The organism is Actinomadura parmotrematis (assembly GCF_019458805.1).
GTDB lineage: Bacteria > Actinomycetota > Actinomycetes > Streptosporangiales > Streptosporangiaceae > Spirillospora > Spirillospora parmotrematis.
Window position 1 is genome coordinate 131,652 of record NZ_JAIBOA010000004.1, and the last position, 21,647, is coordinate 153,298.

Genomic DNA, 21,647 nt, shown 5'->3' on the forward strand with positions numbered 1-21,647 from the left:
ACCGACGATATGGGAGGGCGAATCTTGGCAATGTTCGGAGAGACCGGTGCCCGGAGCGGGAACGGGCGGGCGCGGGACGGGGCCGGGCGCCGCCGGCCGCGCGTCCCTCCCGGCTGGTTTGTCCTCTGCTGACCCGGTGCTGGGCTTGCCGTCGGGAGGCCCCGGGGATGCGGCACTTGTCCGCGACCGCGACCAGTGGAGGTGCCGGCATGACCGCCGGTTGGTACGAGCCCGGGGGCATGGACCCCTTCGAGGAGCTGCTCGCCCGCTACTTCGGCCCGGCGGCGTCCCGGCGTCCGGCCGAGCGCGTCAACATCGCCCGGCTGATGAGCGAGCCCGCCCGCGAGCTGCTCCGCGACGCCGCCGCGCAGGCCGCCGGGTGGGGGAGCGGCGACCTCGACACCGACCATCTGGTCTGGGCGGCCTGCCGCCTCGCGGCCACCCGCGCCTGGCTGGAGCGCGCGGGCGCCGACCCCGACGCGGTCATGCGGGAGATCGAGGGCGGCGCCCGGCGCGGCGAGCCGCGCGAGGCGCCGCCGGAGCTCACGCCGTCGGCCAAGCGCGCCCTGCTGGACGCCCGGCAGATCTCGCGCGCGCTCGGCTCGTCCTACATCGGCCCCGAGCACGTGCTGTTCGCCATCGCGCTGAACCCCGAATCGGCCGGCGGGCGGGTGCTGTCCACCGCCCGCGTCACGCCCGACGCCCTCCAGCAGGCCGCGGCGGGCGGCCCGCCCGGCGGCGGCGGTGGCGGCGGCGCGTCGTCGGAGACGCCGACGCTGGACGAGTTCGGCCGCGACCTCACCGCGCTCGCCCGCGAGGGCCGCGTGGACCCGGTCATCGGCCGCGAGGAGGAGATCGCGCAGACCGTCGAGGTCCTGTCGCGGCGCACCAAGAACAACCCGGTGCTGATCGGCGAGCCGGGCGTCGGCAAGACCGCCATCGCCGAGGGCCTCGCGCAGCGCATCGTCGACGACGAGGTCCCCGACGTGCTGCGCGGCAAGCGCCTCGTCCAGCTCGACCTCGGCGGCGTCGTCGCCGGCACCCGCTACCGCGGCGACTTCGAGGAGCGGCTGAAGAAGGTGATGGACGAGATCCGCGTGCACTCCGACGAGCTCATCGTGTTCGTCGACGAGATCCACACCCTGGTCGGCGCGGGCGGCGCCGAGGGCGCGATGGACGCCGGCAACCTGCTGAAGCCCGCCCTCGCGCGCGGGGAGCTGCACGTCGTCGGCGCCACGACCATCGACGAGTACCGCCGCAACATCGAGAAGGACGCCGCGCTGGAGCGCCGCTTCCAGCCGATCCTGGTGCCCGAGCCGACGCCCGAGGACAGCGTGGAGATCCTGCGCGGCCTCCGCGACCGCTACGAGGCCCACCACCAGGTCCGCATCACCGACGACGCCCTCGCCGCCGCCGTCGACCTGTCCGGCCGCTACCTGACCGAGCGGTGGCTGCCCGACAAGGCCATCGACCTGATCGACCAGGCGGGCGCCCGCGTCCGGCTGCGGTCGGGCTCGCGCGGCACCGACCGCCGCGAGGTCGAGGCGCGGCTGGAGGCGCGGCGCCGCGACAAGGACCAGGCCGTCGCCGCCGAGGACTACGAGCGGGCGACCGCGCTCCGCGACGAGATCGCCGGGCTGGAGGAGCGGCTGGCGGCGGCGTCCGCGGGCGGCCCCGCCGCCGCGCCGGTGCCCGAGGTGACGGCCGAGGACATCGCCGAGGTCGTCTCGCGGATCTCCGGCGTCCCGGTGTCCCAGCTCACCCAGGAGGAGCGGGAGCGGCTGCTGGAGCTGGAGGGCCGCCTGCACGAGCGCGTCGTCGGGCAGGAGGACGCGGTCGCCGCCGTCGCCCGCGCCGTCCGCCGCTCGCGCGCCGGGATGGGCGACCGGGACCGGCCGATCGGCAGCTTCCTGTTCCTCGGCCCGACCGGCGTCGGCAAGACCGAGCTCGCCCGCGCCCTCGCCGAGGCGCTGTTCGGCAGCCGCGACCGGATGGTCCGCTTCGACATGAGCGAGTTCCAGGAGCGGCACACCGTGAGCCGCCTCGTCGGCGCCCCGCCCGGCTACGTCGGCTACGACGAGGCCGGGCAGCTCACCGAGTCGGTCCGCCGCAACCCCTACGCGGTGGTGCTGCTCGACGAGATCGAGAAGGCCCACCCGGACGTGTTCAACGTGCTGCTGCAGCTCCTGGACGACGGCCGCCTCACCGACTCCCAGGGCCGCACCGTCGACTTCCGCAACACCGTGGTCATCATGACGTCCAACCTGGGCTCGGACGTCATCGCCAGCGGCCCGGCGCTCGGCTTCGGCACCGAGGGCGGCGAGGGCTCGGCCGGCACGCTCCGCGACCGCGTCATGCGGCGGCTGCGCGAGTCGTTCCGGCCCGAGTTCCTCAACCGCATCGACGAGATCATCGTGTTCCGGCGGCTGGAGCCCGCGCAGCTCCGCGAGATCACCGACCTGCTGCTGGACGAGACGCGCCGCCGCCTGCACGCCCAGGACGTCACGATCGCCTTCGGTGACGAGGCCGTCGACCTGCTCGCCCGGCACGGCCACCAGCCCGAGTTCGGCGCCCGGCCGCTGCGCCGCACCATCCAGCGCGAGGTCGACGACCGGCTCTCGGACCTGCTGCTGGCCGGCGACCTGCGGCCCGGGCAGCACGTCGAGGTGAACGCCGGCGGCGACGAGCTGGAGTTCAAGGTGACCGAGGCGCGGCCCGCGTAGCCCGGACGGGCCGCAGGACGCCGTCGCGGATCTCGGCGGCGGCGTCGGCGGCGTCCAGGTGGTCGCGGTCGTGGGTGACGAGGACGGTGGCGGTGCCGCGCTCGCGGGTGAGGCGCGCGAGCAGGGCGACGACGGCGGCGCCGCGCTCGCGGTCCAGGGCGCTGGTCGGCTCGTCGGCCAGCAGGACGGCGGGTCCGTTCATCAGCGCGCGGGCGATGCCGACGCGCTGGCGCTGCCCGCCCGACAGGGCGTGCGGGCGGCGGTCGGCCAGGTCGGCGAGGCCGACCGCGTCCAGCAGCTCCAGCGCCCGCGGCCGGGCGCGGGCGGGGGAGCGGCCGTCCAGCCGCGCCATCACCTGGAGCTGCTCGGCGGCGGTCAGCGAGGCGAGCAGGTTCGGCTGCTGGAACACGATGCCGATCGACCGGCGGCGCAGGGCGGCCAGCTCGCCGCGGCCGAGCCCGGCGGTCGGGACGCCGCCGACGGCGACGGTGCCGCTGTCGGGCGCGACGAGCGTCGCGGCCACGGCGAGCAGGCTCGACTTGCCCGACCCCGACGGGCCGGCGACGGCGGTGAGGTGGCCCGCCGGGACCGCCAGCGAGACGCGGTCGAGGGCGGTGAGGCGGCCCGCGCCGTCGGGGTAGGTGAGGGTGACGCCGGTCAGGGCGAGGCTCATCGGACGCTCCCGAGGGCGGTCAGCGGGTCGACGGAGGTGATGCGGCGGACCGCCAGCGCGGCCCCGCCCGCCCCGAGCGCGATCAGCACGGCGGCCGGGCCGAGGACGCCGGCGGGGGACACCGCGAACGGCACCCGCCCGGCGACGAGGGCGCCGGCCCCGGCCGCGAGGGCGGTGCCGAGCGCGGTCCCGGCGACCAGCAGGACGAGGGCCTGCCCGAGCGCGTCGCGCAGCAGCAGCGCGGTGGGGGCGCCGAGCGCCTTCAGCACGGCGACGTCGCCGCTCCGCTGGATCGTCCACACGGTGAAGAAGGCGCCGACGACCAGCGCCGAGATCGCGAACAGGAAGCCGCGCATGAGCTGCAGGGAGGCGTTCTCGGAGGAGTAGGCGCCGATCGCGGCCAGGGAGGCGCCCTTGGCGACGGTCCGCGTCCCGGCGGCCCGGTCGGCGGCGGCGATGCCGGCGCCGTCGGAGGTCCGCAGGGCCAGGACGGTCGCGGCGGGCCGCGCGTCGCCGGACGGCGGCGCGGCCGCCCGCCAGGTCGCCAGGTCCGTCCAGACCACCGGCGTGTGGCTGAAGCTCGCCGCGCCGCGCACGGCGGCGACGGTCAGGCGCCGCCCGGCGACCGCGACGGCGTCCCCGGCGCGCACGCCGAGCGCGTCTGCGGCGCCGGCGGACAGCACGGCCGTCCCGCCGCCGACCGCGCCGGGCGCGAGCGGCGACCCGGGGCGGACGCCGAACACCGCCACCCCGGCGCTCCGGCCGCCGGCCGCGGCGGCCCGGGTGGAGGTGACGCCGAGCGGTTCGGCGCTCCGCACGCCCGGGACGCCGTCCCAGGCGCGCACCTGCCCGGCGGTGAGGGCGGACTCGGCGTACGAGAGGTCCTGCCCGCGGCCGGGGGCGGCGAAGACGATCCGGTCGGCGGGCAGGCCGGTGACGGCGGAGGTGTTCTGGCGGCCGAGGCCGGCGGTCAGCCCCGACAGCAGCCCGACCAGCAGGGTGATGAGGACGATCACCGTCCCCATGAGGGCGAACCGGCCCCTGGCGTGGCGGAGGTCTCTCCAGGCGACGAACACGGCGGTGACCCGGCCTTTCGGGGAGGCGGAAGCGGTACCCCTCCACCCTCGCCGCGCGGCGCCGCCCGCCGGATCCGGCGGGCGGCGGCACTTCGCGGGCCGGAGGATCGCGGCCGGGTTCTAACTTTCGATTGACGCGGACCTGGGTCCCGGCCTCCTAGCCTGGAGGTGACGTGAACGAGACCTCGCCCGCCCTCACCCCGACGCTCCGGGTCCTGGCCGGCTGCCTGCACCTGCTGGTCGCCGGGCTGCTGGCGCTGGCCGCCGTGCGCGCTGCGGCGGACCACGCCTGGCACGCCGTCGCGGTCGCCGCCGCGCTCGCCCTCGTCTACGCCGCCGGACCGGCGCTGCCCGCCGTCCGGGAGTCACGGCGCGCGGCCGCGCTCTGGCTGGGCGCGCTCGGCGCGGTGTGGCTGGTACTGCTGGCCCTGTCGGTCGACGCGGTGTGGCTGGCGTTCCCGCTCTACTTCCTCGCCCTGCACCTGCTGCCGCGTCGCGCGGGCCTCGCCGCCGTCGTCGCCGCCGCGACGGCCGCCGTCGCCGGCTTCGCCGGGCACAGCGGAGGCCTCACCGCGGCGGGCGTCCTCGGCCCCGTGCTCGGCGCGGCCGTCGCCGTCGCCGTGGTGCGCGGCTACCAGGCGCTGTACCGCGAGAGCGAGCGGCGGCGCCGGCTGATCGAGGAGCTCACCGCCGCGCGCGCCGGACTGGCCGAGGCCGAGCGCGCCGCCGGCGTCCTCGCCGAGCGCGAGCGGCTGGCCCGCGAGATCCACGACACCCTGGCCCAGGGGCTGACCAGCATCCAGCTCCTGCTGAGCGCGGCCGAACGCGACCTGCCCGCCCGCCCCGGCGCCGCCGCCGGGTACGTCGGGCAGGCCCGGCGGGCCGCCGCCGACAACCTCGCCGAGGCCCGCCGGTTCGTCGCCGCGCTCGCTCCGCCCGCGCTGGAGGACGCCACCCTGGCGGACGCGCTGGAGCGGCTCTGCGCCACCACCGCAGCGCGCCACGGCCTCGCCGTCCGCTTCCACCTGGAGGGGACGCCCGCGCCGCTGCCGACCGCGCGCGAGGTCGCCCTGCTGCGCGTCGCGCAGTCGGCCCTCGCCAACACCGTGCGGCACGCGCGCGCCGCCACCGCCGACGTCACCCTCGCCTACCGCGGCGACGGCGTCGTCCTGGAGGTCGCCGACGACGGCGCGGGCTTCGACCCGGCGGCCCCGCCGGACGGCGAGGGGTTCGGGCTGGGCGCGATGCGCGCCCGCGCGGACGCCGCCGGCGGCGCCCTCACCGTCGACGCGGCGCCCGGCCGGGGCACCCGCCTGGCCGTCCGCCTGCCCGCCGCCGGATCCGATGGGGGCCGCCCGTGACCGGCCCGGTCGTCCGGCTGCTGGTGGCCGACGACCATCCCGTGGTGCGGGCCGGGCTCCGCGCCGTCCTGGAGGGCGAGCCGGACCTGCGCGTCGTCGCCGAGGCCGCGACCGCCGAGGAGGCCGTCGCCCGCGCCGCCGCCGGGGACGTCGACGTCGTCCTCATGGACCTGCGGTTCGGCGGCGGGATGACCGGCGCCGAGGCCACCGCCGCGATCGGCGCGCGGCCCGGCGCGCCCCGCGTCCTCGTCGTCACCACCTACGACACCGACGCCGACGTGCTGCCCGCGATCGAGGCGGGCGCCACCGGCTACCTGCTGAAGGACGCGCCGCCCGGCGAGCTCGCGGCCGCCGTCCGCACCGCCGCTGACGGGCGCGCCGCGCTCGCCCCGGCCGTCGCCGACCGGCTGATGCACCGGCTGCGGGCGCCCGGGGCGGCGCTGACGCCCCGCGAGACCGAGGTGCTCTCGCTCGTCGCGGCCGGCCTGTCCAACCAGGACGTCGGCCGCCGCCTGCACCTCACCGAGGGCACCGTGAAGTCGCACCTGGCCCGCGTCTACGCCAAGCTCGGCGTCGCGTCGCGCACGGCCGCCGTCGCCGCGGCCGCCGACCTCGGGTACATCCGGCGGCGGTGACGGGCCACAACCGGCGGTTGTGGGAAGGGGCCGCGGGGGTTGTTGGACGCGGGCGGCCCCGATGCGGTGGGGTCGCACCATGGATCAGGTTCTTCTCGTCATGGACGTCCAGCGCGCGGTGGTCGACGCCCTCGGCGACCGCGCCGCCGCCTACACGGCACGGCTCGGCGCGACGGTCGCGGCGGCACGGGCGGCGGGCGTGCCCGTCGTCCACGTGGTGCTGTCGTTCCGCGCCGGGCACCCGGAGATCGCGCCCGACAACCACGGGTTCCGCGGCCTCGCCGACGCGGACGCGCTCGGGCCGGGCGACCCGGGCGCCGAGATCCACCCGGCGGTCGCGCCGCTGCCCGGCGAGCCGGTCGTGGCCAAGCACTTCTACGGCGCGTTCGCCGGCACCGACCTCGACACGCTGCTGCGGGCCGCCGGCGTCCGCCGCCTGGTGCTGGCGGGCCTCGCCACCAGCGGCGTCGTGCTGTCGGCCCAGCGCGAGGCCGTCGAGCGGCAGTACCCGCACACCGTGCTGTCCGACGGCTGCGACGACCCCGACCCCGAGCTGCACACCGTCCTGATGGACCGCGTCCTCGCCCGCACCGCCACCGTCCTCACCTGCGCGGAGTGGACGGCGGCCCTGCCGGCGGGCTGACCGGGCGGGGCGCGGACCGGCCCGTCCTGGGCCGGTCCGTGTGAGAATGCCCGGCATGGAGCTGCTGGAGCGGGCGGGCTTCCTGGACGCGCTGCGGGCGTGCCCCACGGGCCGCGTCGTGCTGGTGTCGGGCGAGGCCGGCATCGGCAAGACCGCCCTCGTGCGCGCCTTCTGCGAGCAGGACGGGCGCCGCGCCCTGTGGGGCGCCTGCGACGCGCTCAGCACGCCGCGCCCCCTCGGGCCGCTGCACGACATCGCCCGCGCCGCCGGGGGCGGCCTCGCCGCCGCGATGGCGGCCGAGAGCTCCCGGCACGAGCTGTTCACCGCCTTCCTCGACCGGCTGACGCGGCCCGCGATCGCCGTCGTGGAGGACGCGCACTGGGCCGACGAGGCCACCCTCGACCTGCTGGTGTTCGCGGGCCGCCGGATGGCCGGCACCAACGGCCTGCTCGTCGTCACCTACCGCGACGACGAGGTCGGCCCCGGGCACCCGCTGCTCGCCGTCCTCGGCGCCCTCGCCACCGACCGGACGGTGCTGCGGATCGCGCTGCCGCCGCTGTCGGTCGAAGGAGTCGCGGCGCTCGCCGGTGGCGGCGGCCCGGCCGCCGAGCGCCTGCACGCCCGCACCGGCGGCAACCCCTTCTTCGTCACCGAGGCCCTCGCCGACCCCGGCCGGGCCGTGCCCGGCACCGTCCGCGACGCCGTCCTCGCGCGCGCGGCGGCGCTCGGCGCGGACGCGCGGGCCGCCCTCGACGCCATCGCGGTCTTCCCCGGGCACGCGCTGCTGCCGCTCGTGCAGGCCGCGCCCGAGGCGGTGGACGCCTGCGTCGGCGCGGGCGTCGTCGTCCGCGAGGGCGGCCGGGTGCGGTTCCGCCACGAGCTCGCCCGGCTCGCCGTCGAGGACGCGGTGCCGCCCGCCCGCCGCGCCGCCCTGCACGCCCGCGCCCTCGCCGACCTCGCCCGCCGCGGCGCCGACCCGGCGCGGCTCGCCCACCACGCCGAGGAGGCCGGCGACGTCGCCGCCGTCCTCGTGCACGCGCCCGCCGCCGCCGAGCGCGCCTTCGCGGTGAGCGCCAACCGGCAGGCCGCCGACCACCTGCGGCGCGCCCTCGACCACGCCGACCTGCTGGACGCGCGGGACCGCGCCGGGCTGCTCGAACGCTACGCCGAGGCCTGCACCCGCCTGGACCGCGACGACCGCGCCCTCGACCTGTCCCGCGAGGCCCTGGAGTGCTGGCGCGCCGCCGGCGAGCCCGACCGCGCCGCCGCGCTGCTCGCCCGCACCGCGCACTTCCTCTGGCTGACCGGCGACTCCGCCGCCGCCCGCGCCGCCGTCGCCGAGGCCCTCGACCTGGCCCGCAGCCTGCCGCCCGGCCCGGCGCTCGCCGCCGCCTTCACCTGGTCGGCGTTCCTGCTCATGTACGCCCGCGAGATCCCCGCCGCGATCGAGACCGGCGAGCGCGCCGTCGACCTCGCCGAGCGGTTCGGCGACCGCGCGCTCCTCGCCCGCGCGCTGAACGCCGTCGGGTCGGCGCTGTGGTTCCACGAGCCCGACCGCGCCGAGGGCCACCTGACCCGCGCCGTGGAGATCGCGCTGCGCGTCGGGGACGAGGTCGGCGCGGCGTCGGCGCTGTCCAACCTCGGGTCGGGGGCGGGCGAGATCCGCCGCTACGCCGTCGCCGAGCGGTGGCTGCGCGAGGCGATCGATTGGTGCACCGTCCGCGACCTGGACCGCAACCGCCGCTACAGCAGCGCCTGGCTCGCCCGCTGCCTGTTCGAGCGCGGCGAGTGGGACGAGGCCGTGACCGTCCTGGAGCAGACCGAGCTGGAGGGCGCCGCGCCCGCCCGCATCGTCGCGCTCACCGTCCTCGGGCGGCTCCGGGTGCGGCGCGGCGAGCCCGGCGCGGCCGAGCCGCTGGAGGAGGCGTGGCGGCTCGCCGTCCGCACCGGCGACCTGCAGCGCCTCTGGCCCGCCGCCGCCGGACGCGCCGAGCTCGCGCGCTTCGAGGGCCGTCCGACGGGACCGCTCGTCCGCGACACCTACGAGCTCGCCGTCCGACTACGGCACGGCTGGGCGATCGGGGAACTGGAGCAGTTCCTCGACGACGCGCCCGCGCGTGCGCACGAGGACGCCGCCGAGCCGTATCGGCTCGACCCCGTTGCGGGCGCGCGCGTGTGGGAGAAGCTCGGCTGTCCCTACGAGGCCGCGATGTCGCTGTCCCGCAGCGAGGCGCACCTGCGGGAGGCGCTCGGCATCTTCGAGCGCCTCGGCGCGCGTCCCGCCGCCGACATGGCCTCGCGCCGCATGCGCGAGCGCGGCCTGCGCGCGCCCCGCCGCGCCACCCTCGCCCACCCGCACGGCCTCACCGAGCGCGAGGCCGACGTCCTCGCCCTGCTGCGCGAAGGGCTGCGCAACGCCGAGATCGCCGAACGGCTGCACATCTCGGAGAAGACCGCCGGGCACCACGTCTCCTCCATCCTCGCCAAGCTCGGCGTCCGCACCCGCCGCGAGGCGGCCCGGCTGGAGTAGGGAGGCCGCCCGCCCGAGATAGGGAGGCGGGACGCGCAGACCGGGAGGTCCTCCCGATGCGGCGGGATCCCGCCCGCTCCGACACTGGTGCCCTCAGTGAGAAGGAGCGTGCGGCATGCCGCGATACCTGGTCCAGCGGACCTTTGCGGACGGGCTGTTCATCCCCGTCGACGGCGAGGGCGCGAAGGCGTGCCTGGAGGTCGTCGAGGAGAACGCCAAGTACGGCGTCACCTGGGTGCACTCCTACGTCAGCCCGGACAAGAGCGTCAGCTACTGCGTCTACGACGGGCCGTCCCCGGCCGCGATCCGGGAGGCCGCGCAGGCGGCCAATCTTCCGGTCGACCAGATCACCGAGGTCAGGGTCCTCGACCCGTACTTCTACCACTAAGGGAGAGACAGGCAGATGGCTTACGCTCAGCAGCAGGGGTACCCGCCGCCGCCCGCGCCGGCGAAGCGCTCGTCGGGGCGCCGCTGGCTCGTGGTGCTCGCGGTGATCGTGGTGCTGATCGGCGGGCTCGTCGCGCTCGGCGCGTGGGCGTCGCAGGGCAGCCCCGACAGCGCCAAGGCCGGCGACTGCGTCGCGCGCCCCGGCGCCGACGACCTGAAAGTCGTCAAGTGCACGGACGCGTCGGCCGCCTTCAAGGTGCTCGGCCGCGTCGACGACAAGTACAAGTACCAGTTCGACCAGGACAGCAAGACGCTGTGCGCCCCCTACCAGGGCACCCGCAGCGCCTTCTGGCGGGGCGAGTCCGGCAAGCAGGGCTACGTGCTCTGCCTCGGCCCGGTCGGCTGAGCCCGGCCGTCCGTCCGGCCGTCCGTCCGTCCGTCCGGCGGGGGCGGACCGGGTGACGCTGGTCACATGACCAAACGCTTGCTAGGCTCCGGGCATGATCCGCACGGCCGTCTGGGGCACCGGCAACGTGGGGCGCCTCGCCATCGCGGCGGTGGACGCGCACCCGGCCCTCGAACTCGCCGCGGTGCTCGTCCGCGACCCGGCCAAGGCCGGGCGCGACGCCGGCGACCTCGCCGGGCTGGGCCGCCGGCTCGGCGTCGCCGCCACCACCGACGCCGGGGCGGTGCTCGCCGGGGGCCACCGCGCCGTCGTCTACGCCGCGTCCGGCGACGTCCGCCCGGACGGGGCGCTGGCCGACGTCGTCCGCGCCGTGCGCACCGGCCACATCGTCGTCACCCCCGCCCTCTACGCCCTCTACGACCCGGCGAGCGCCCCCGCCGAGATGCGCGACCCGGTGCTCGCCGCGGTCGCCGAGGGCGGCGGCGCGCTGTTCGTGTCCGGCGTGGACCCCGGCTGGGGCAACGACGTGCTGCCGCTGCTCGTCAGCGGCCTCGGCGGCGCCATCGACGCCGTCCGCTGCCAGGAGATCTTCGACTACTCGGCCTACGACCAGGAGGACTCGGTCCGCCACCTGGTCGGCATGGGCCACCCCCTGGACTACGAGCCGCCGATGCTCGCCCCGACCGTCCCGACGATGGTGTGGGGCGGGCAGATCCGGCTGATGGCCCGCGCCCTCGGCGCCGAGCTCGACGGCATCCGCGAGACCCTCGACCGCCGCCCGCTGGAGCACGGCGTCACGACCGCCGCCATGGGCGACTTCGCCGCCGGCACGCAGGGCGCCGTCCGGTTCGAGGTCCAGGGCGTCGTGGCCGGCGAGCCGCGCCTCGTCATCGAGCACGTCACCCGCATCCACCCGTCCTGCGCGCCCGACTGGCCGCAGCCGCCGTCCGGCGACGGCGCGCACCGCGTCGTCATCGAGGGCGACCCGCGCATCGAGGTCACCGTCGAGGCCACCGCCGAGGGCGGCAACCGCGCGGCGGGCGGCAACGCCACCGCCGTCGGCCGCCTCGTGCACGCGATCGAGTGGCTCGCGGGCGCCGGGCCCGGCCTCTACGACGCGCTGGACGTCCCGCTCCGCCCGGCGACGGGCCGCCTCGGAAGGAAGCGCGCGTGAACATCGACATCCCCGCCGGCAAGGACCCCATCGAGCACGTCTGGGGCGAGATGGTCCCCGGCATCGGCCCGGCCGCCGCGCACTTCTCCCTCTCCGTCTACGCCCACACCACCCTCGGCCTCCGCGAGTTCGAGGCCGCGCGCCTCCGCGTCGCCCAGCTCAACGGCTGCCTGTTCTGCCTGGACTGGCGCACCGACCGCGACGGCGAGAAGGTCGAACCGGAGTTCGCCGGCGCCGTCGAGGACTGGCGCACCACCGACCGCTTCGACGCCCGCACCCGCCTCGCCGCCGAGTACGCCGAGCGCTACGTCACCGACCACCACGGCCTGGACGAGGAGTTCTGGGACCGGATGGCGGCGCACTACACCCAGCGCGAGATCGTCGAGCTCACCATGTGCCTCGGCTCCTGGCTCGCCTTCGGCCGCCTCAACCGCGTCCTCGGCCTCGACACCGTCTGCGTCCCGCCGCAGCGCCCCTGAGCCGTTTCGCGGCGAGCGATTCGGAGAATCCGCGCCCTCCGCGGGCGCCGGCACGCAAGGATGCTGCCGGGCGGTATGTCGATCGCGTATCGATATGCAACCCGCGGGTGCGCCTGCGCCCCCTATGCCCCTCTTTTAGTAGCGTCACCCGCTCAACCCGTAACGACCGCTCAGCGGCCGGGACGCCGACCCCCCGTGCCACGGCCCCCGACCGCGCCGTCCGAAGGAAGACCGAGATGCCCCGTCTGCTGTGGTGGCGCAAGCGCAAGAACGCCGACACCGCCCCGGACCCCGAGCCCACCGGCACCGAGCAGCCGAACCCCGCCGCCCCCGAAGTCGCGGCCACCACCGAGCCCGCGGCCACCACCGAACCCGCAAAGCCCGCAGACGCCGAGGCCGCGACCGTCACCGAGCCCGCGGACGCCGAGGCCGCGGACACCGCCGAACCCGCGACGCCCTCCGCCGACACCAAGGCCGCGACCGCCGCCGAGCCCGCGAACGCCGAGACCGCGGACACCGCCGAGCCCGCGAACGCCGAGGTTGCGGCCGCCGTTGAGCCCGCGAAGCCTGCGGATGCCGGGGTTGCGGATGAGCCCGCCGTGGCTGCCGATCCCGCTGAGCCTGTCGCGGTCACTGAGACCGCTGAGGTTGTTGAGCCCGTTGCGTCCGTTGAGACGGCCGCGGTCGGGGAGCCTGCTGAGGTGGCGGGGAGTGCCGCGTCCGCCGTGGGCGCTGAGGCTGGTGCCGGGGCCGGGCGGGCCGGGGAGCGGCCCGATCCGGCGGTCGTGCACAGCGTGGCGGATCTGCGACGTGAGCTGACGCGCTACAAGACGTGGGCCGGCATGTCCTACCGGTCCATCGCCGACAACTGCGCCTACAGCTCCTCGACGGTGCGCGCCGCGGCCGTCGAGACGGGGTCGGCGCTGCCGCGCCTGGACGTCGTCCGGGCGTACGTGAGCGCCTGCGGCGCCGACGACGCCGAGGTCGAGGCGTGGGAGGGCGCGTGGGGCCGGGCGAAGGGCGCCGCCACCCCGGCGGCCGGGGCGCCCGCCTCCTGACCGGGCGCCGCGCTCCCCGCTCATGACCAGGCGGTCACCCAAGGTTGAGATGCGGCGTGTTGCGCACTTTGGATCTCCAAAGTGCGCAACACGCCGCATCTCAACGGGTGGTGGCCGGGTGGTCATCGGCGATGGGCGGCGGGGTCAGCCGAGCGCCCCGGCGATGAGGGCGTCGGTCAGTTCGCGCAGGCGGCGCCGCGCGTCGGGGTCGGCGGCCTGGCGGTGCGGGGCGGTCTCCCGCAGCCCGTCGTAGTAGCGGCCGGTGACGCCGTCGAGCGCGGGGTCGGCGATGAGCCGCAGCGTCGCGTCGCCGCCCTCCGCCACGCTGCTGAGCGGCGTGTGCCCGCCCGCCAGCACCATGCGGGTGGCCATGAACGTGGCCGGGTGCAGCGCGTTGACGGTGACGCCCGTCCCGGCGAGCTCGGCCGCGAGGTCGAACGTCGCCATGATCTGGGCGAGCTTGCTCTGCCGGTAGGCGCGGGGACCGTCGTAGCCGCGCTCCAGCATCGGGTCGGCGAAGTCGATGGCCTGCTGCCCCACCGAGGAGACGTTCACGATCCGGGCGGGCGCCGACGCGGTGAGCAGCGGCAGCAGCCGCCGCGTCAGCAGCGCGGGCGCCAGGTAGTTGACCGCGAACCGCAGCTCGTACCCGTCGCCGCTCAGCGAGCGCGCTTCGCCGGGGTCGCCGAACCCGATCCCGGCGTTGTTGACGAGCACGTCCAGGCGGCCGGTGCGCGCGAGGACCTCGTCCGCGAGCCGGTCCGCCTCGGCGAGCCGCGCGAGGTCGGCGAGGACGACGTCGGGCTCCGGCCCGCCCGCCTCGACGATCCGCCGCGCCGTCCCGGCGGCGCGTTCGGCGTCGCGGCCGTGCACGATGACGCGGGCGCCGGCCGCGCCGAGGCGGACCGCGACGTGCGCGCCGAGCCCGTCGGAGGATCCGGTGACGAGCACCGTGCGCCCCGCCATCACGGCCAGTTCGTCATCTCTCAAGGCGGCCTCCCACGGCCCGGCGACGATCTACGGCCTCCATTGACGCACACGTCCGGGCCGCGCCGACAGGCCCGCCGTAGGCTGGTGCGATGCGTCCGTCCGGGTCCGCGCGATGAGCGAGTGGGAGCCCGAGCGGGTTCCGGCGCCGGCGGCGGCCGCCGCCCTGTTCGGCGGCCGCTTCACCGGCGTCCGCCCGCTCGCCGAGGGCTGGGACAACATCGTCTACCGCGCCGACGGCGGCTGGATCCTGCGGCTGCCGCGCCGCGCCGTCGCGGTGCCGGGCGTCGAGCGCGAGATCGCGCTGCTGCCCGCGCTCGCGGACGCGCTGCCGCTGCCCGTCCCAATCCCCGAGGTGGTGGGGGCGCCCGGCCCGGACTTCCCGTGGCCGTTCTGGGCGGCCCGGCGCGTCCCGGGCCGCCCAGAACGGCCGAGGCGGGCCTCGCCGACGGCGGGCGGGACGCCGCGGCCGCCGGCGTCGGCGCGTTCCTGCGGGCGCTGCACGCCCCCGCGCTCGCGGCGCGCCTCGGCGCCGGCCTTCCGGTCGACCCGCTCGGGCGGGCCGACCCGCACCGCCGCGCCGCCCGGACGCGCGACCTCCTCGACGGCCTCGCGCGCCAAGACCGCTGGGAACCGTCACCCGGCATGGACGCCCTGCTGGCGGCCGCGGAACGCGCCGGCGCCCCCGCCGCCCCGCCCGTCATCGTCCACGGCGACCTGCACGTCCGGCACCTGCTGATCGGCGACGACGGTCGCGCGAGCGGCGTCATCGACTGGGGCGACCTCTGCCTGTCGCACCCGGCCGTCGACCTCTCGCTCGCCTACGCGGCGTTCCAGGGGACGGCCCGCGCCGCGCTCCTGGACGCCTACGGGCCCCTGCCGCCCGGCACCGCGACGCACGCCCGCCTCCTCGGCGCGTTCCTCTGCGCCGCCCTCGCCGGCTACGCCCTGGACACCGGCCGCGGCGCCCTCCTCGCCGAGTCCCTCGCCGGCCTGGACCGCGTCCTCACCTGACGTCGGGCCGCCACCGGCAGTACACCTGGAGCGCCTCCCGCTCGGCGCGGCGCGCCAGCCCGGCGAGCCCGGCCAGGATCGCGGCGACAGCGGCGACGTCGAGCGCGGCCTCGCCGGGGTCGAAGTCCTCGTACTCCAGCGCGTCCCTCGCCGGGGCGCCGTCGCCAGCCGCCGCGAAGTACGTCACCGACGCGCTCATCGCCCCATGATGCCCGCCTCTCTTCATGATCATCTTGTCCGCCGCCGGGATCGCGCCGGGCCGCGACCGGGCAGCGCTCCGGACGAGGGAAGGGAGCAGTGCGATGGCGGTACGCGGGATCGATCACGTGGGCGTCACCGTCCCCGAGATCGGGCGGGCGACGGCCTTCTTCGCCGCCGTCCTGGACGCGCGCGTCCTCTACGACGCGCTGCGCCGCGAGGACGGCCCGAACGACGGCCCGGCCACCGAGCGGCGCCTCGGCGAGCCGCAGCCGCTGCCCGGCCCCGAGGCGGGCGCGCGCAACCGGATGGTCTGCTGCCGGACGCCGTAGGGCAGCACCCTGGAGCTGATCACCTATCCCGACCGCCAGCCCTACGAGGACGCCACCCCGCTGCGCCGCTGGCGCCCCTGCGGCGACGGCTAGGTTGGGCCGACCGCAGAGGAGGCCCGACCATGGACGTGACCGAGCACGACGTGACTCTCAGGGACGGGCGCCGGCTGCGCGTCCATGACACCGGCCCGGCCGGAGGATCCGTCGTGTACTGGCACCACGGGACGCCCAATATCGGCGCGCCTCCCGTGCCGCTGTTCGCGGCGGCCGAGCGGCTCGGCGTCCGCTGGATCTCCCACGACCGTCCCGGCTACGGCGGGTCGAGTCCGCAGCCCGGACGGGACGTCGCCTCGGCGGCGGCGGCCTCGACTGGTTCGCCGGCATGGCGCCCTCGGGCGCCGGGTCGCTGCGCGCCGCCCGCCGGGGGCGCGCGACATCTGGGTCGTGGTTGCGGCCCGCGTCGTGCAGGGCGCGGGCGGCGGACTGTTCCCGCTCTGCATGGGCATCGTCGCCGGGATCGGCGCGGGCGGCGGCCTGCTCATGGGCGGGCTGCTCATCGACCACGCGTCCTGGCAGTGGGTGTTCTGGGCCGGGGCCCTCACCGCGGGTTTCGCCGCGCTCGGGTCGCTGCGGCTCCCGGACGGCGGCGCCCGCACCCCCGGACGCGTCGACGTGCCGGGCGCCGGCCTGCTGCTGCTCCCCGCCTCGCTGACGATGCTCGTCGCGGGCGGCGCGTCCGGGCGGCTCACCCGCCGCTTCGGCCCGAAGGCGCCGCTGGCGGCGGGCTCGCGGGACTCGCCGTCGATCACGGGTCGAGGACCGCCGTCGTCGCGGTCTCGATGCTGATCTTCGCCGGGATCGGGCTCGGCATGGCCGCGATGCCCAACCTCATCATCGGCGCGGTGCCGCGCGGCAGGTCCGGCGAGGGCACGGGCATCAACGCGCTCGTCCGCTCGGTCGGCTCCTCGCTCGGCTCGCAGGTCGTGGCGAGCTGCTCGCCGCCGGCGTGACGGCCGCCCGCCCCGTCCCGCCCGACGGCGCCTACACCGAGGCGTTCTGAATCGGCGCCGCCGCGCCGGCGCCCGTGCCCGAGCTGGGGGAAGCGGCAGAATAGGCGGCATGCCCGCACCGACCCCGTCCCCGCCGTCCGAATGGGCCGACCGGCGGGCCGACGCCCGCCGCAACCACGAGCGGGTGATCGCCGCCGCGATCGAGGTCTTCGCCGAGCGGGGCCTGGCGGCGACCGTGCCGGAGGTCGCCGCGCGGGCCGGGGTGGGCAAGGCCACCGTCTACCGCAGCTACCCGACCAAGGCCGACCTGGTCGACGCCGTCGCCGCCCACCGCGCCGCCTGGCTGGACGCGCGCACCGCCGAGGCCGTCGCCGAGCCCGACGCCTACGCGGCGCTCCGCCGGCTGCTCGTCGACATCTCCGAGCGGATCGCCTACGACCGCATCCTCGCCGAGGTGCTGCCCGGCCACGAGCGGAGCAAGCGCGACCATCCGCGCCCCCTGGAGCGGTTCGCCGAGCTCCTCGCGGGCGCGCAGGAGCAGGGCCGCATCCGCGCGGACGCGACCGTCGAGGACATCCGCGTCCTGGTCGGCGGCTACTCGCGCGTCCTCATCGAGCAGGACGTCCGCGACCCGGCCCGCTGGCGCCGCTACGCCGGCCTCGCCCTCGACGCCCTGCGCCCCTGACGGCCCGCGCCGGGCCGGTCAGCCGAGGGCGCGGGCGGAGGAGTCGAGGATGCCGCGGAGGGCGGCGCGGGCCCGGGACAGGTCGGCGATGCGCGCGTCCATGTCGGCCAGCTGGGTCCGCACGTGGTCGAGGACGCACGCCTGGAGCTCGGTGCCGTCCCCGGCGAAGCAGGGCATCAGGTCGCGGATGACGCGCGTGGGCAGGCCGGCGTCCAGCAGCGCGCGGACGCGCGCGACGGCGGCGGGCGCCTCCGCGCCGTAGACGCGGTGGCCGCCGTCGGTGCGCGCGGAGACCCGGCCACGGCCGGGGCGTGACGGCGGGTCGCGGTGGGGCCACGGCGGCCGGGGTGCTCCGCCCCCGGCCGCCGTGCGGTCGGTCGGGCGAAGAACTGGGCGCCGGAGCGGGTGGCGATCGAGGTCGTCGGGCGGTCGGTGTAGTTGAAGAAGGTGGCGACCTCCAGGTCGGCGACGGCGGTCGAGGTGCGGGTGAGTTTCACGGCGAGGTCGACGAGCGCCCGCTCGCGGTCGCCGAGGACCTCGGCGAGCCCGGCGCGGTGGTCGGCGACGCAGTAGCCGCAGCCGTTCTCGTGCGAGAGGGCGACGGCGACGGCGATCGGACGGTCGGCCCGCCTCGGTGCGGGTCCCGGAGCGTCTTATAGAGGTCGAGCAGCCGGGTGAGGGTGGCCGGGTCGACCGCGAGGGTGCTCGGCCGGCTCGGCGCGTACCTGCAGGCGCGCTCGGGCACGGCGAGCCGGGACGGGCGCGGGGACGCCAGGACGTCGGCGGTCATCGGGGGATCCTTCCGCCGGGCTTAATTCATGTATAACCTATCGACATAATAGGAAATAGTGTTCCCCGTCCCGAGGAGCCCCCATGACCGTGACCAGCACCCCCGTGACCGGCGTGAAGGCGGCGCCGCCCGCGCTGGACGACGCCGCCGCCGTCGAGGCGGCGCGCGCCTTCGCCGCCCGGATCGCGCCCGGCGCGGTCGAGCGGGACCGCACGGCCCGGCACCCGGCCGCCGAGCTGGACGATCTCGCCGGCACCGGCCTGCTGGCGATCTCCGTCCCGCGCGAGCACGGCGGCGGCGGGGTCGCGGCGAGCACCGTCGGCGAGGTGTTCCGGATCGTCGCGGCCGCCGACCCGTCCGTCGCGCAGCTCGTCCTCGCGCACTTCGTGCTGGTCGCCCTGATCGGAACGGCGGCGTCCGAGGAGCAGAAGGCGTTCTTCCACCGCGAGGTCGTCGGCGGCGCCCGGATCGGCAACGCGACCGCCGAGCGCGGCACCAAGCACGTCTTCGACCGGCGCACCGCCGTGACTCCCGGTCCGGACGGCGGTTACCGCCTGGACGGCCGCAAGTACTACACGACCGGCGCGCTCGGCGCCGACTGGATCGGCGTCGCCGCCTCCGTCGAGGGCGACCAGAACCTGCCGGTCACCGCGTTCGTCCCCGGCGACGCCGCGGGCCTGGAGTTCGGCGACGACTGGTCGGCGTTCGGGCAGCGCGCCACCGCCAGCGGCTCGCTCGTCCTCACCGGCGTCGACGTCCCCGCGAACCGCGTCCTGCACCTCGGCCCCGTGCCCGCCGACCCGCCGCCGCTGATCCTCGGCGCCTACGACCAGCTCCTGCACCTGGCCATCGACGTCGGCATCGCGCGCGCCGCCCTGGAGGAGGGCGCCGCGTTCGTCCGCGACCGGTCGCGCCCCTGGTTCGAGTCGGGTGTGGACAGCGTCGCCGACGAGCCGCACGCCGTGCTGCGCTTCGGCCGCCTCACCACCCTCCTGCACGCCCTGGAGGCGCTGTTCGAGCGCGCCGGCCGCGCCGTCGACGCCGCCTACGCCGCGCCCGAGCTGACCGACGGCAACACCGCCGCCGCGTCGCTGGCGGTCGCCGAGGCCAAGGCGTACTCGCAGGAGGTCGCGGTGCAGATCGCCGCCGACGTGATCGAGCTGGCCGGCACCAGCGCCGCCGACGCCGCGCACGGCCTGGACCGGCACTGGCGCAACGTCCGCACCCACTCCCTGCACGATCCGGCCCGCTGGAAGTACGTCCACATCGGCAACCACACCCTGCGCGGCACGAACCCGCCCCGCTACCCGCTGCTCTAGGCGGGCGGCGGGCGGAGCAGGCCGGCGTGCGGGGCGGCCTGCGCCGGCAGGTCGGCGTAGGTGACGATGCCGGGGCGCGCGGCGACCACGTCGGGGATCGCGTTGACGACGGGCATGGCGGTGATGACCGAGCCGATGGCGAGCATGTCCTCCAGGCTCATCGACGCCATGTCCTGCGGCAGCACCTCGACGCGCAGGTTGATCTGCGGGTGGCCGCGCACCTCGACCAGGTAGGCCATCGCGACGTCCCACGCGGGGTCGAGGTCGGGCGTCACCGTCCAGCGGACGTGCGCCTCCACGGCGTCGGCGCCGCCGGCCGTGCCGATCCACCGGACGTCCAGGCCCGCGACCGTCCCGGCGGCGACGGGGCGGCCGGGCAGGTCCAGGTCCTTGGTCGCGTGGGCGAAGGCGACCTCGCAGCGGACGCCGTCGAGCGCCGTCCCGAGCAGCTCGGCCATGGCCTCGACGGCGTCGCCGAACGGCGCGGTGGCCTCCTCGACGTCGGCGGCGTGCCCGGGGTCGCCGGCGGGGCGGCCCCAGCCGAGGCCGTCCTGGTTGGCGTCGCCCGCCCACATGCCGATGTCGAACGACTCGAACACCGTGACGCCGTCGACGTGGCGGCAGGCGCCCGAGGCGACCGCGGCGAGCTGGTCGATGTAGCCGGGGTTGACGCCGCTGCCGAACAGGCTGGCGCCGCCCGCCCGCGCGGCGTCCTCCAGCGCCGCCCGCGCCGCCTCGCCGTAGGCGCGGCCGGTGAGGAACGACGCCGTCGTGAGGACGTTGACGCCCGCGCGCAGCAGCCGCTCCAGATGTCCGACGTCGGGGTGCAGCGGCGTGTAGAGGACGCAGTCGGGCGCCAGGCCGATGATCGCGTCGATGTCGCCGGTGGCGGCGACGCCGAGCGTCCGGCCGAGCCCGGCGAGCTCGCCCGCGTCCCGCCCCGCCTTGCCGGCGCCGTGCGCGTACAGCCCGACGAGCTCCAGCCCGGGGCGCTCCACGACGGCCGCGAGCGCCTGGCGGCCGACGTTGCCCGTCGTCCACTGCACGACGCGAAGGGGCCGGTCGGACACGGGTTCCATGCTGCCTCCTCGGGGCGCCGGCTCCACGGGCGCTGCCGCGACCGGCCTATGAGAATGACATTTCCCATATAAGCATATGAAGCTTCCGTCCGGGGAGTACGCCCCTAGCGGCTAGAGGTCGAGGACGAGGGCGCGGTGGTCGGAGACCTCGGGGGAGGCGGCGATCTCGAAGCGCGCGACGGCGCCGGGGTCGGAGACCAGCAGGTAGCTCGCGTGCCGGAGCGGCTTGGGGTAGCGGGAGGTGCGGGTGTCGGCGGTCCCGACGAGGTCGGTCAGGCCGATCTTGCCGAGGATCGCGAACGTCTCGCTGTCCGGCAGCAGGTTGAGGTCGCCGCACACCACGGTCAGGTCGCCGTCGCCGCGCGCGCCGTCGACGAGCGCGGCGAGCCGCTCGGCCTGCGCGCGGCGCGCCGGGGTGTCGCCCTTGCCGCGCGGGTCGCGCAGGCCGTGCAGGTTGACGACGGTGACGAACCGCTCGGCGTCCCCGTCGAAGACGCGGACGGCCAGCGCGTTGCGGGGCCGGCCGTCGTTCGGCCACGCGTCGCGGTACTCGGCGTACGCGCCGTGCACGAACCCGGTCCGGATCCCGGCGACCGGCAGCGTCTCGGCGACGAGGGTCGCCACGCCGAACCGCTGCCGGTGCGGCCGCCCGTGCCCGTCGTGGACGGGGCCGGCGTCGCTCGCGGCGAAGATCGGCTCGTGGCGGGGGAGGCGCTCGCGCACGTCGGCGAGCAGGTCGGCGCGCTGCGGCAGGGTCCGGCCGGCGTCGGCGAAGCGCGTCCAGCCGTGCAGGCCCGGCGTGCGGGTCACCTCCTGCAGGCAGAGGACGTCGGCGCCGGAGGCGGCGAGCCAGGGCCCGAGCCCGTCGAGCAGCGCGCCGCCCCAGGCGTTCAGCGAGATGATCCGCACGGCCCCGAACCTACCGCCCGCCGCCGGGGGACCTGCCGGTCAGCCGGAGCGGCCGCGGAGGGCGGGAGCCCAGCCCGCCGCCTCCCGCGCCCGCGGCCACCGCGTGCAGGTCGGCGATCTCGGCGTCGAAGGGCCCGCCTCGCCGTCGGGCTCCATCAACCCGACGACCTGGCGCGGCT

At 77.0% G+C, this 21,647-nt stretch carries 22 protein-coding genes and 1 pseudogene; 16 read left to right on the plus strand and 7 right to left on the minus strand.

Annotated elements, in window-relative coordinates:
* Window positions 1-209 precede the first annotated feature (209 nt).
* Window positions 210-2,723, plus strand: a complete 2,514-nt coding sequence (locus K1Y72_RS07970) for an ATP-dependent Clp protease ATP-binding subunit (protein WP_220164734.1) — start codon at window positions 210-212, stop codon at window positions 2,721-2,723.
* On the opposite strand, the gene K1Y72_RS07975 is transcribed toward K1Y72_RS07970, so the two are convergent.
* Both K1Y72_RS07975 and K1Y72_RS07980 read right to left on the minus strand, forming a co-directional pair.
* On the minus strand, window positions 2,695-3,396 hold the full coding sequence (locus tag K1Y72_RS07975) for an ABC transporter ATP-binding protein (protein WP_220164735.1): 702 nt from the start codon (window positions 3,394-3,396) through the stop codon (window positions 2,695-2,697). The genes K1Y72_RS07970 and K1Y72_RS07975 overlap by 29 nt on opposite strands.
* Complete coding sequence (locus K1Y72_RS07980) at window positions 3,393-4,472, minus strand: FtsX-like permease family protein (RefSeq protein ID WP_220164736.1); 1,080 nt, start codon at window positions 4,470-4,472, stop codon at window positions 3,393-3,395. Before K1Y72_RS07980 ends, K1Y72_RS07975 begins: the two co-directional genes overlap by 4 nt.
* Window positions 4,473-4,645: 173 nt before the next feature.
* Between K1Y72_RS07980 and K1Y72_RS07985 the strand changes: the two genes are divergently transcribed.
* The 9 genes from K1Y72_RS07985 (at window position 4,646) to K1Y72_RS08025 (ending at window position 13,145) form a co-directional block, all read left to right on the plus strand.
* Entirely contained in the window at window positions 4,646-5,833 is a 1,188-nt protein-coding gene (locus K1Y72_RS07985; RefSeq protein ID WP_220164737.1) for a sensor histidine kinase, read from the plus strand.
* Entirely contained in the window at window positions 5,830-6,468 is a 639-nt protein-coding gene (locus K1Y72_RS07990; protein ID WP_220164738.1) for a response regulator, read from the plus strand. Before K1Y72_RS07985 ends, K1Y72_RS07990 begins: the two co-directional genes overlap by 4 nt.
* Before the next feature lie 79 nt (window positions 6,469-6,547).
* On the plus strand, window positions 6,548-7,111 hold the full coding sequence (locus K1Y72_RS07995; protein WP_220164740.1) for a cysteine hydrolase family protein: 564 nt from the start codon (window positions 6,548-6,550) through the stop codon (window positions 7,109-7,111).
* A 55-nt stretch (window positions 7,112-7,166) separates the two neighbouring features.
* The gene (locus tag K1Y72_RS08000; RefSeq protein WP_220164742.1) at window positions 7,167-9,641 is read left to right on the plus strand and encodes an ATP-binding protein; all 2,475 of its coding nucleotides are present in this window, start codon (window positions 7,167-7,169) and stop codon (window positions 9,639-9,641) included.
* A gap of 115 nt (window positions 9,642-9,756) precedes the next feature.
* A complete protein-coding gene (locus tag K1Y72_RS08005; RefSeq protein ID WP_220164744.1) occupies window positions 9,757-10,029 on the plus strand; it encodes a nickel-binding protein in 273 nt (90 codons plus the stop codon).
* Window positions 10,030-10,044: 15 nt separating this feature from the next.
* The gene (locus tag K1Y72_RS08010; RefSeq protein WP_220164746.1) at window positions 10,045-10,434 is read left to right on the plus strand and encodes an LppU/SCO3897 family protein; all 390 of its coding nucleotides are present in this window, start codon (window positions 10,045-10,047) and stop codon (window positions 10,432-10,434) included.
* A 94-nt stretch (window positions 10,435-10,528) separates the two neighbouring features.
* Window positions 10,529-11,608, plus strand: coding sequence for an NAD(P)H-dependent amine dehydrogenase family protein (locus K1Y72_RS08015; RefSeq protein ID WP_220164748.1), 1,080 nt, complete (start codon window positions 10,529-10,531; stop codon window positions 11,606-11,608).
* Window positions 11,605-12,087 (plus strand): carboxymuconolactone decarboxylase family protein, encoded by a 483-nt coding sequence (locus K1Y72_RS08020; protein ID WP_220164750.1) that lies wholly within the window; start codon window positions 11,605-11,607, stop codon window positions 12,085-12,087. Before K1Y72_RS08015 ends, K1Y72_RS08020 begins: the two co-directional genes overlap by 4 nt.
* A 236-nt stretch (window positions 12,088-12,323) precedes the next feature.
* The gene (locus K1Y72_RS08025) at window positions 12,324-13,145 is read left to right on the plus strand and encodes a helix-turn-helix domain-containing protein (RefSeq protein ID WP_220164752.1); all 822 of its coding nucleotides are present in this window, start codon (window positions 12,324-12,326) and stop codon (window positions 13,143-13,145) included.
* 144 nt (window positions 13,146-13,289) lie between these two features.
* On the opposite strand, the gene K1Y72_RS08030 is transcribed toward K1Y72_RS08025, so the two are convergent.
* Window positions 13,290-14,135: an SDR family NAD(P)-dependent oxidoreductase gene (locus K1Y72_RS08030; protein WP_258572101.1), complete on the minus strand. Its 846-nt coding sequence runs from the start codon at window positions 14,133-14,135 to the stop codon at window positions 13,290-13,292.
* A 112-nt stretch (window positions 14,136-14,247) separates the two neighbouring features.
* Between K1Y72_RS08030 and K1Y72_RS08035 the strand changes: the two are divergent.
* Window positions 14,248-15,146: pseudogene (locus K1Y72_RS08035) on the plus strand (phosphotransferase).
* Here K1Y72_RS08035 and K1Y72_RS08040 read toward each other — a convergent pair.
* Window positions 15,139-15,345 (minus strand): hypothetical protein, encoded by a 207-nt coding sequence (locus K1Y72_RS08040; RefSeq protein WP_220164754.1) that lies wholly within the window; start codon window positions 15,343-15,345, stop codon window positions 15,139-15,141. The pseudogene K1Y72_RS08035 and the gene K1Y72_RS08040 sit on opposite strands and share 8 nt — an antisense overlap.
* A 103-nt stretch (window positions 15,346-15,448) precedes the next feature.
* On the opposite strand from K1Y72_RS08040, the gene K1Y72_RS08045 reads away from it, so the two are divergent.
* From K1Y72_RS08045 to K1Y72_RS08060, 4 genes are all read left to right on the plus strand, one after another.
* Window positions 15,449-15,676, plus strand: coding sequence for a VOC family protein (locus K1Y72_RS08045; protein ID WP_220164756.1), 228 nt, complete (start codon window positions 15,449-15,451; stop codon window positions 15,674-15,676).
* A gap of 444 nt (window positions 15,677-16,120) precedes the next feature.
* Entirely contained in the window at window positions 16,121-16,522 is a 402-nt protein-coding gene (locus K1Y72_RS08050; RefSeq protein WP_220164758.1) for an MFS transporter, read from the plus strand.
* Window positions 16,516-16,686, plus strand: a complete 171-nt coding sequence (locus K1Y72_RS08055; RefSeq protein ID WP_220164760.1) for a hypothetical protein — start codon at window positions 16,516-16,518, stop codon at window positions 16,684-16,686. The genes K1Y72_RS08050 and K1Y72_RS08055 overlap by 7 nt, the downstream gene beginning before the upstream one ends.
* 109 nt (window positions 16,687-16,795) lie before the next feature.
* On the plus strand, window positions 16,796-17,371 hold the full coding sequence (locus K1Y72_RS08060) for a TetR/AcrR family transcriptional regulator (RefSeq protein WP_220164762.1): 576 nt from the start codon (window positions 16,796-16,798) through the stop codon (window positions 17,369-17,371).
* A gap of 18 nt (window positions 17,372-17,389) precedes the next feature.
* Here the strand turns inward: K1Y72_RS08060 and K1Y72_RS08065 are convergent, their stop codons facing one another.
* Complete coding sequence (locus tag K1Y72_RS08065) at window positions 17,390-17,548, minus strand: hypothetical protein (RefSeq protein ID WP_220164764.1); 159 nt, start codon at window positions 17,546-17,548, stop codon at window positions 17,390-17,392.
* Between the two features lie 696 nt (window positions 17,549-18,244).
* On the opposite strand from K1Y72_RS08065, the gene K1Y72_RS08070 reads away from it, so the two are divergent.
* Window positions 18,245-19,480, plus strand: a complete 1,236-nt coding sequence (locus K1Y72_RS08070; protein ID WP_220164766.1) for an SfnB family sulfur acquisition oxidoreductase — start codon at window positions 18,245-18,247, stop codon at window positions 19,478-19,480.
* Here the strand turns inward: K1Y72_RS08070 and K1Y72_RS08075 are convergent.
* Together K1Y72_RS08075 and K1Y72_RS08080 are read right to left on the minus strand one after the other, a co-directional pair.
* Entirely contained in the window at window positions 19,477-20,559 is a 1,083-nt protein-coding gene (locus tag K1Y72_RS08075) for an NAD(P)H-dependent amine dehydrogenase family protein (protein WP_220164769.1), read from the minus strand. The genes K1Y72_RS08070 and K1Y72_RS08075 overlap by 4 nt on opposite strands.
* A 111-nt stretch (window positions 20,560-20,670) precedes the next feature.
* Window positions 20,671-21,468 (minus strand): endonuclease/exonuclease/phosphatase family protein, encoded by a 798-nt coding sequence (locus K1Y72_RS08080; RefSeq protein ID WP_308286948.1) that lies wholly within the window; start codon window positions 21,466-21,468, stop codon window positions 20,671-20,673.
* Between the last annotated feature and the right edge of the window lie 179 nt (window positions 21,469-21,647).

Excerpts from the sequence above, each read along its gene's own strand:
- K1Y72_RS08055 (WP_220164760.1), top strand. The coding sequence starts at position 16,516 with ATGCTGATCTTCGCCGGGATCGGGCTCGGCATGGCCGCGATGCCCAAC.
- K1Y72_RS08015 (WP_220164748.1), top strand. The coding sequence starts at position 10,529 with ATGATCCGCACGGCCGTCTGGGGCACCGGCAACGTGGGGCGCCTCGCC.
- K1Y72_RS08010 (WP_220164746.1), top strand. The coding sequence starts at position 10,045 with ATGGCTTACGCTCAGCAGCAGGGGTACCCGCCGCCGCCCGCGCCGGCG.
- K1Y72_RS08000 (WP_220164742.1), top strand. The coding sequence starts at position 7,167 with ATGGAGCTGCTGGAGCGGGCGGGCTTCCTGGACGCGCTGCGGGCGTGC.
- K1Y72_RS07970 (WP_220164734.1), top strand. The coding sequence starts at position 210 with ATGACCGCCGGTTGGTACGAGCCCGGGGGCATGGACCCCTTCGAGGAG.
- K1Y72_RS07975 (WP_220164735.1), bottom strand. The coding sequence starts at position 3,396 with ATGAGCCTCGCCCTGACCGGCGTCACCCTCACCTACCCCGACGGCGCG.
- K1Y72_RS08040 (WP_220164754.1), bottom strand. The coding sequence starts at position 15,345 with ATGAGCGCGTCGGTGACGTACTTCGCGGCGGCTGGCGACGGCGCCCCG.
- K1Y72_RS08025 (WP_220164752.1), top strand. The coding sequence starts at position 12,324 with ATGCCCCGTCTGCTGTGGTGGCGCAAGCGCAAGAACGCCGACACCGCC.
- K1Y72_RS07995 (WP_220164740.1), top strand. The coding sequence starts at position 6,548 with ATGGATCAGGTTCTTCTCGTCATGGACGTCCAGCGCGCGGTGGTCGAC.
- K1Y72_RS08075 (WP_220164769.1), bottom strand. The coding sequence starts at position 20,559 with ATGGAACCCGTGTCCGACCGGCCCCTTCGCGTCGTGCAGTGGACGACG.
- K1Y72_RS08060 (WP_220164762.1), top strand. The coding sequence starts at position 16,796 with ATGCCCGCACCGACCCCGTCCCCGCCGTCCGAATGGGCCGACCGGCGG.
- K1Y72_RS08070 (WP_220164766.1), top strand. The coding sequence starts at position 18,245 with ATGACCGTGACCAGCACCCCCGTGACCGGCGTGAAGGCGGCGCCGCCC.
- K1Y72_RS08005 (WP_220164744.1), top strand. The coding sequence starts at position 9,757 with ATGCCGCGATACCTGGTCCAGCGGACCTTTGCGGACGGGCTGTTCATC.
- K1Y72_RS08045 (WP_220164756.1), top strand. The coding sequence starts at position 15,449 with ATGGCGGTACGCGGGATCGATCACGTGGGCGTCACCGTCCCCGAGATC.
- K1Y72_RS08065 (WP_220164764.1), bottom strand. The coding sequence starts at position 17,548 with ATGCCCTGCTTCGCCGGGGACGGCACCGAGCTCCAGGCGTGCGTCCTC.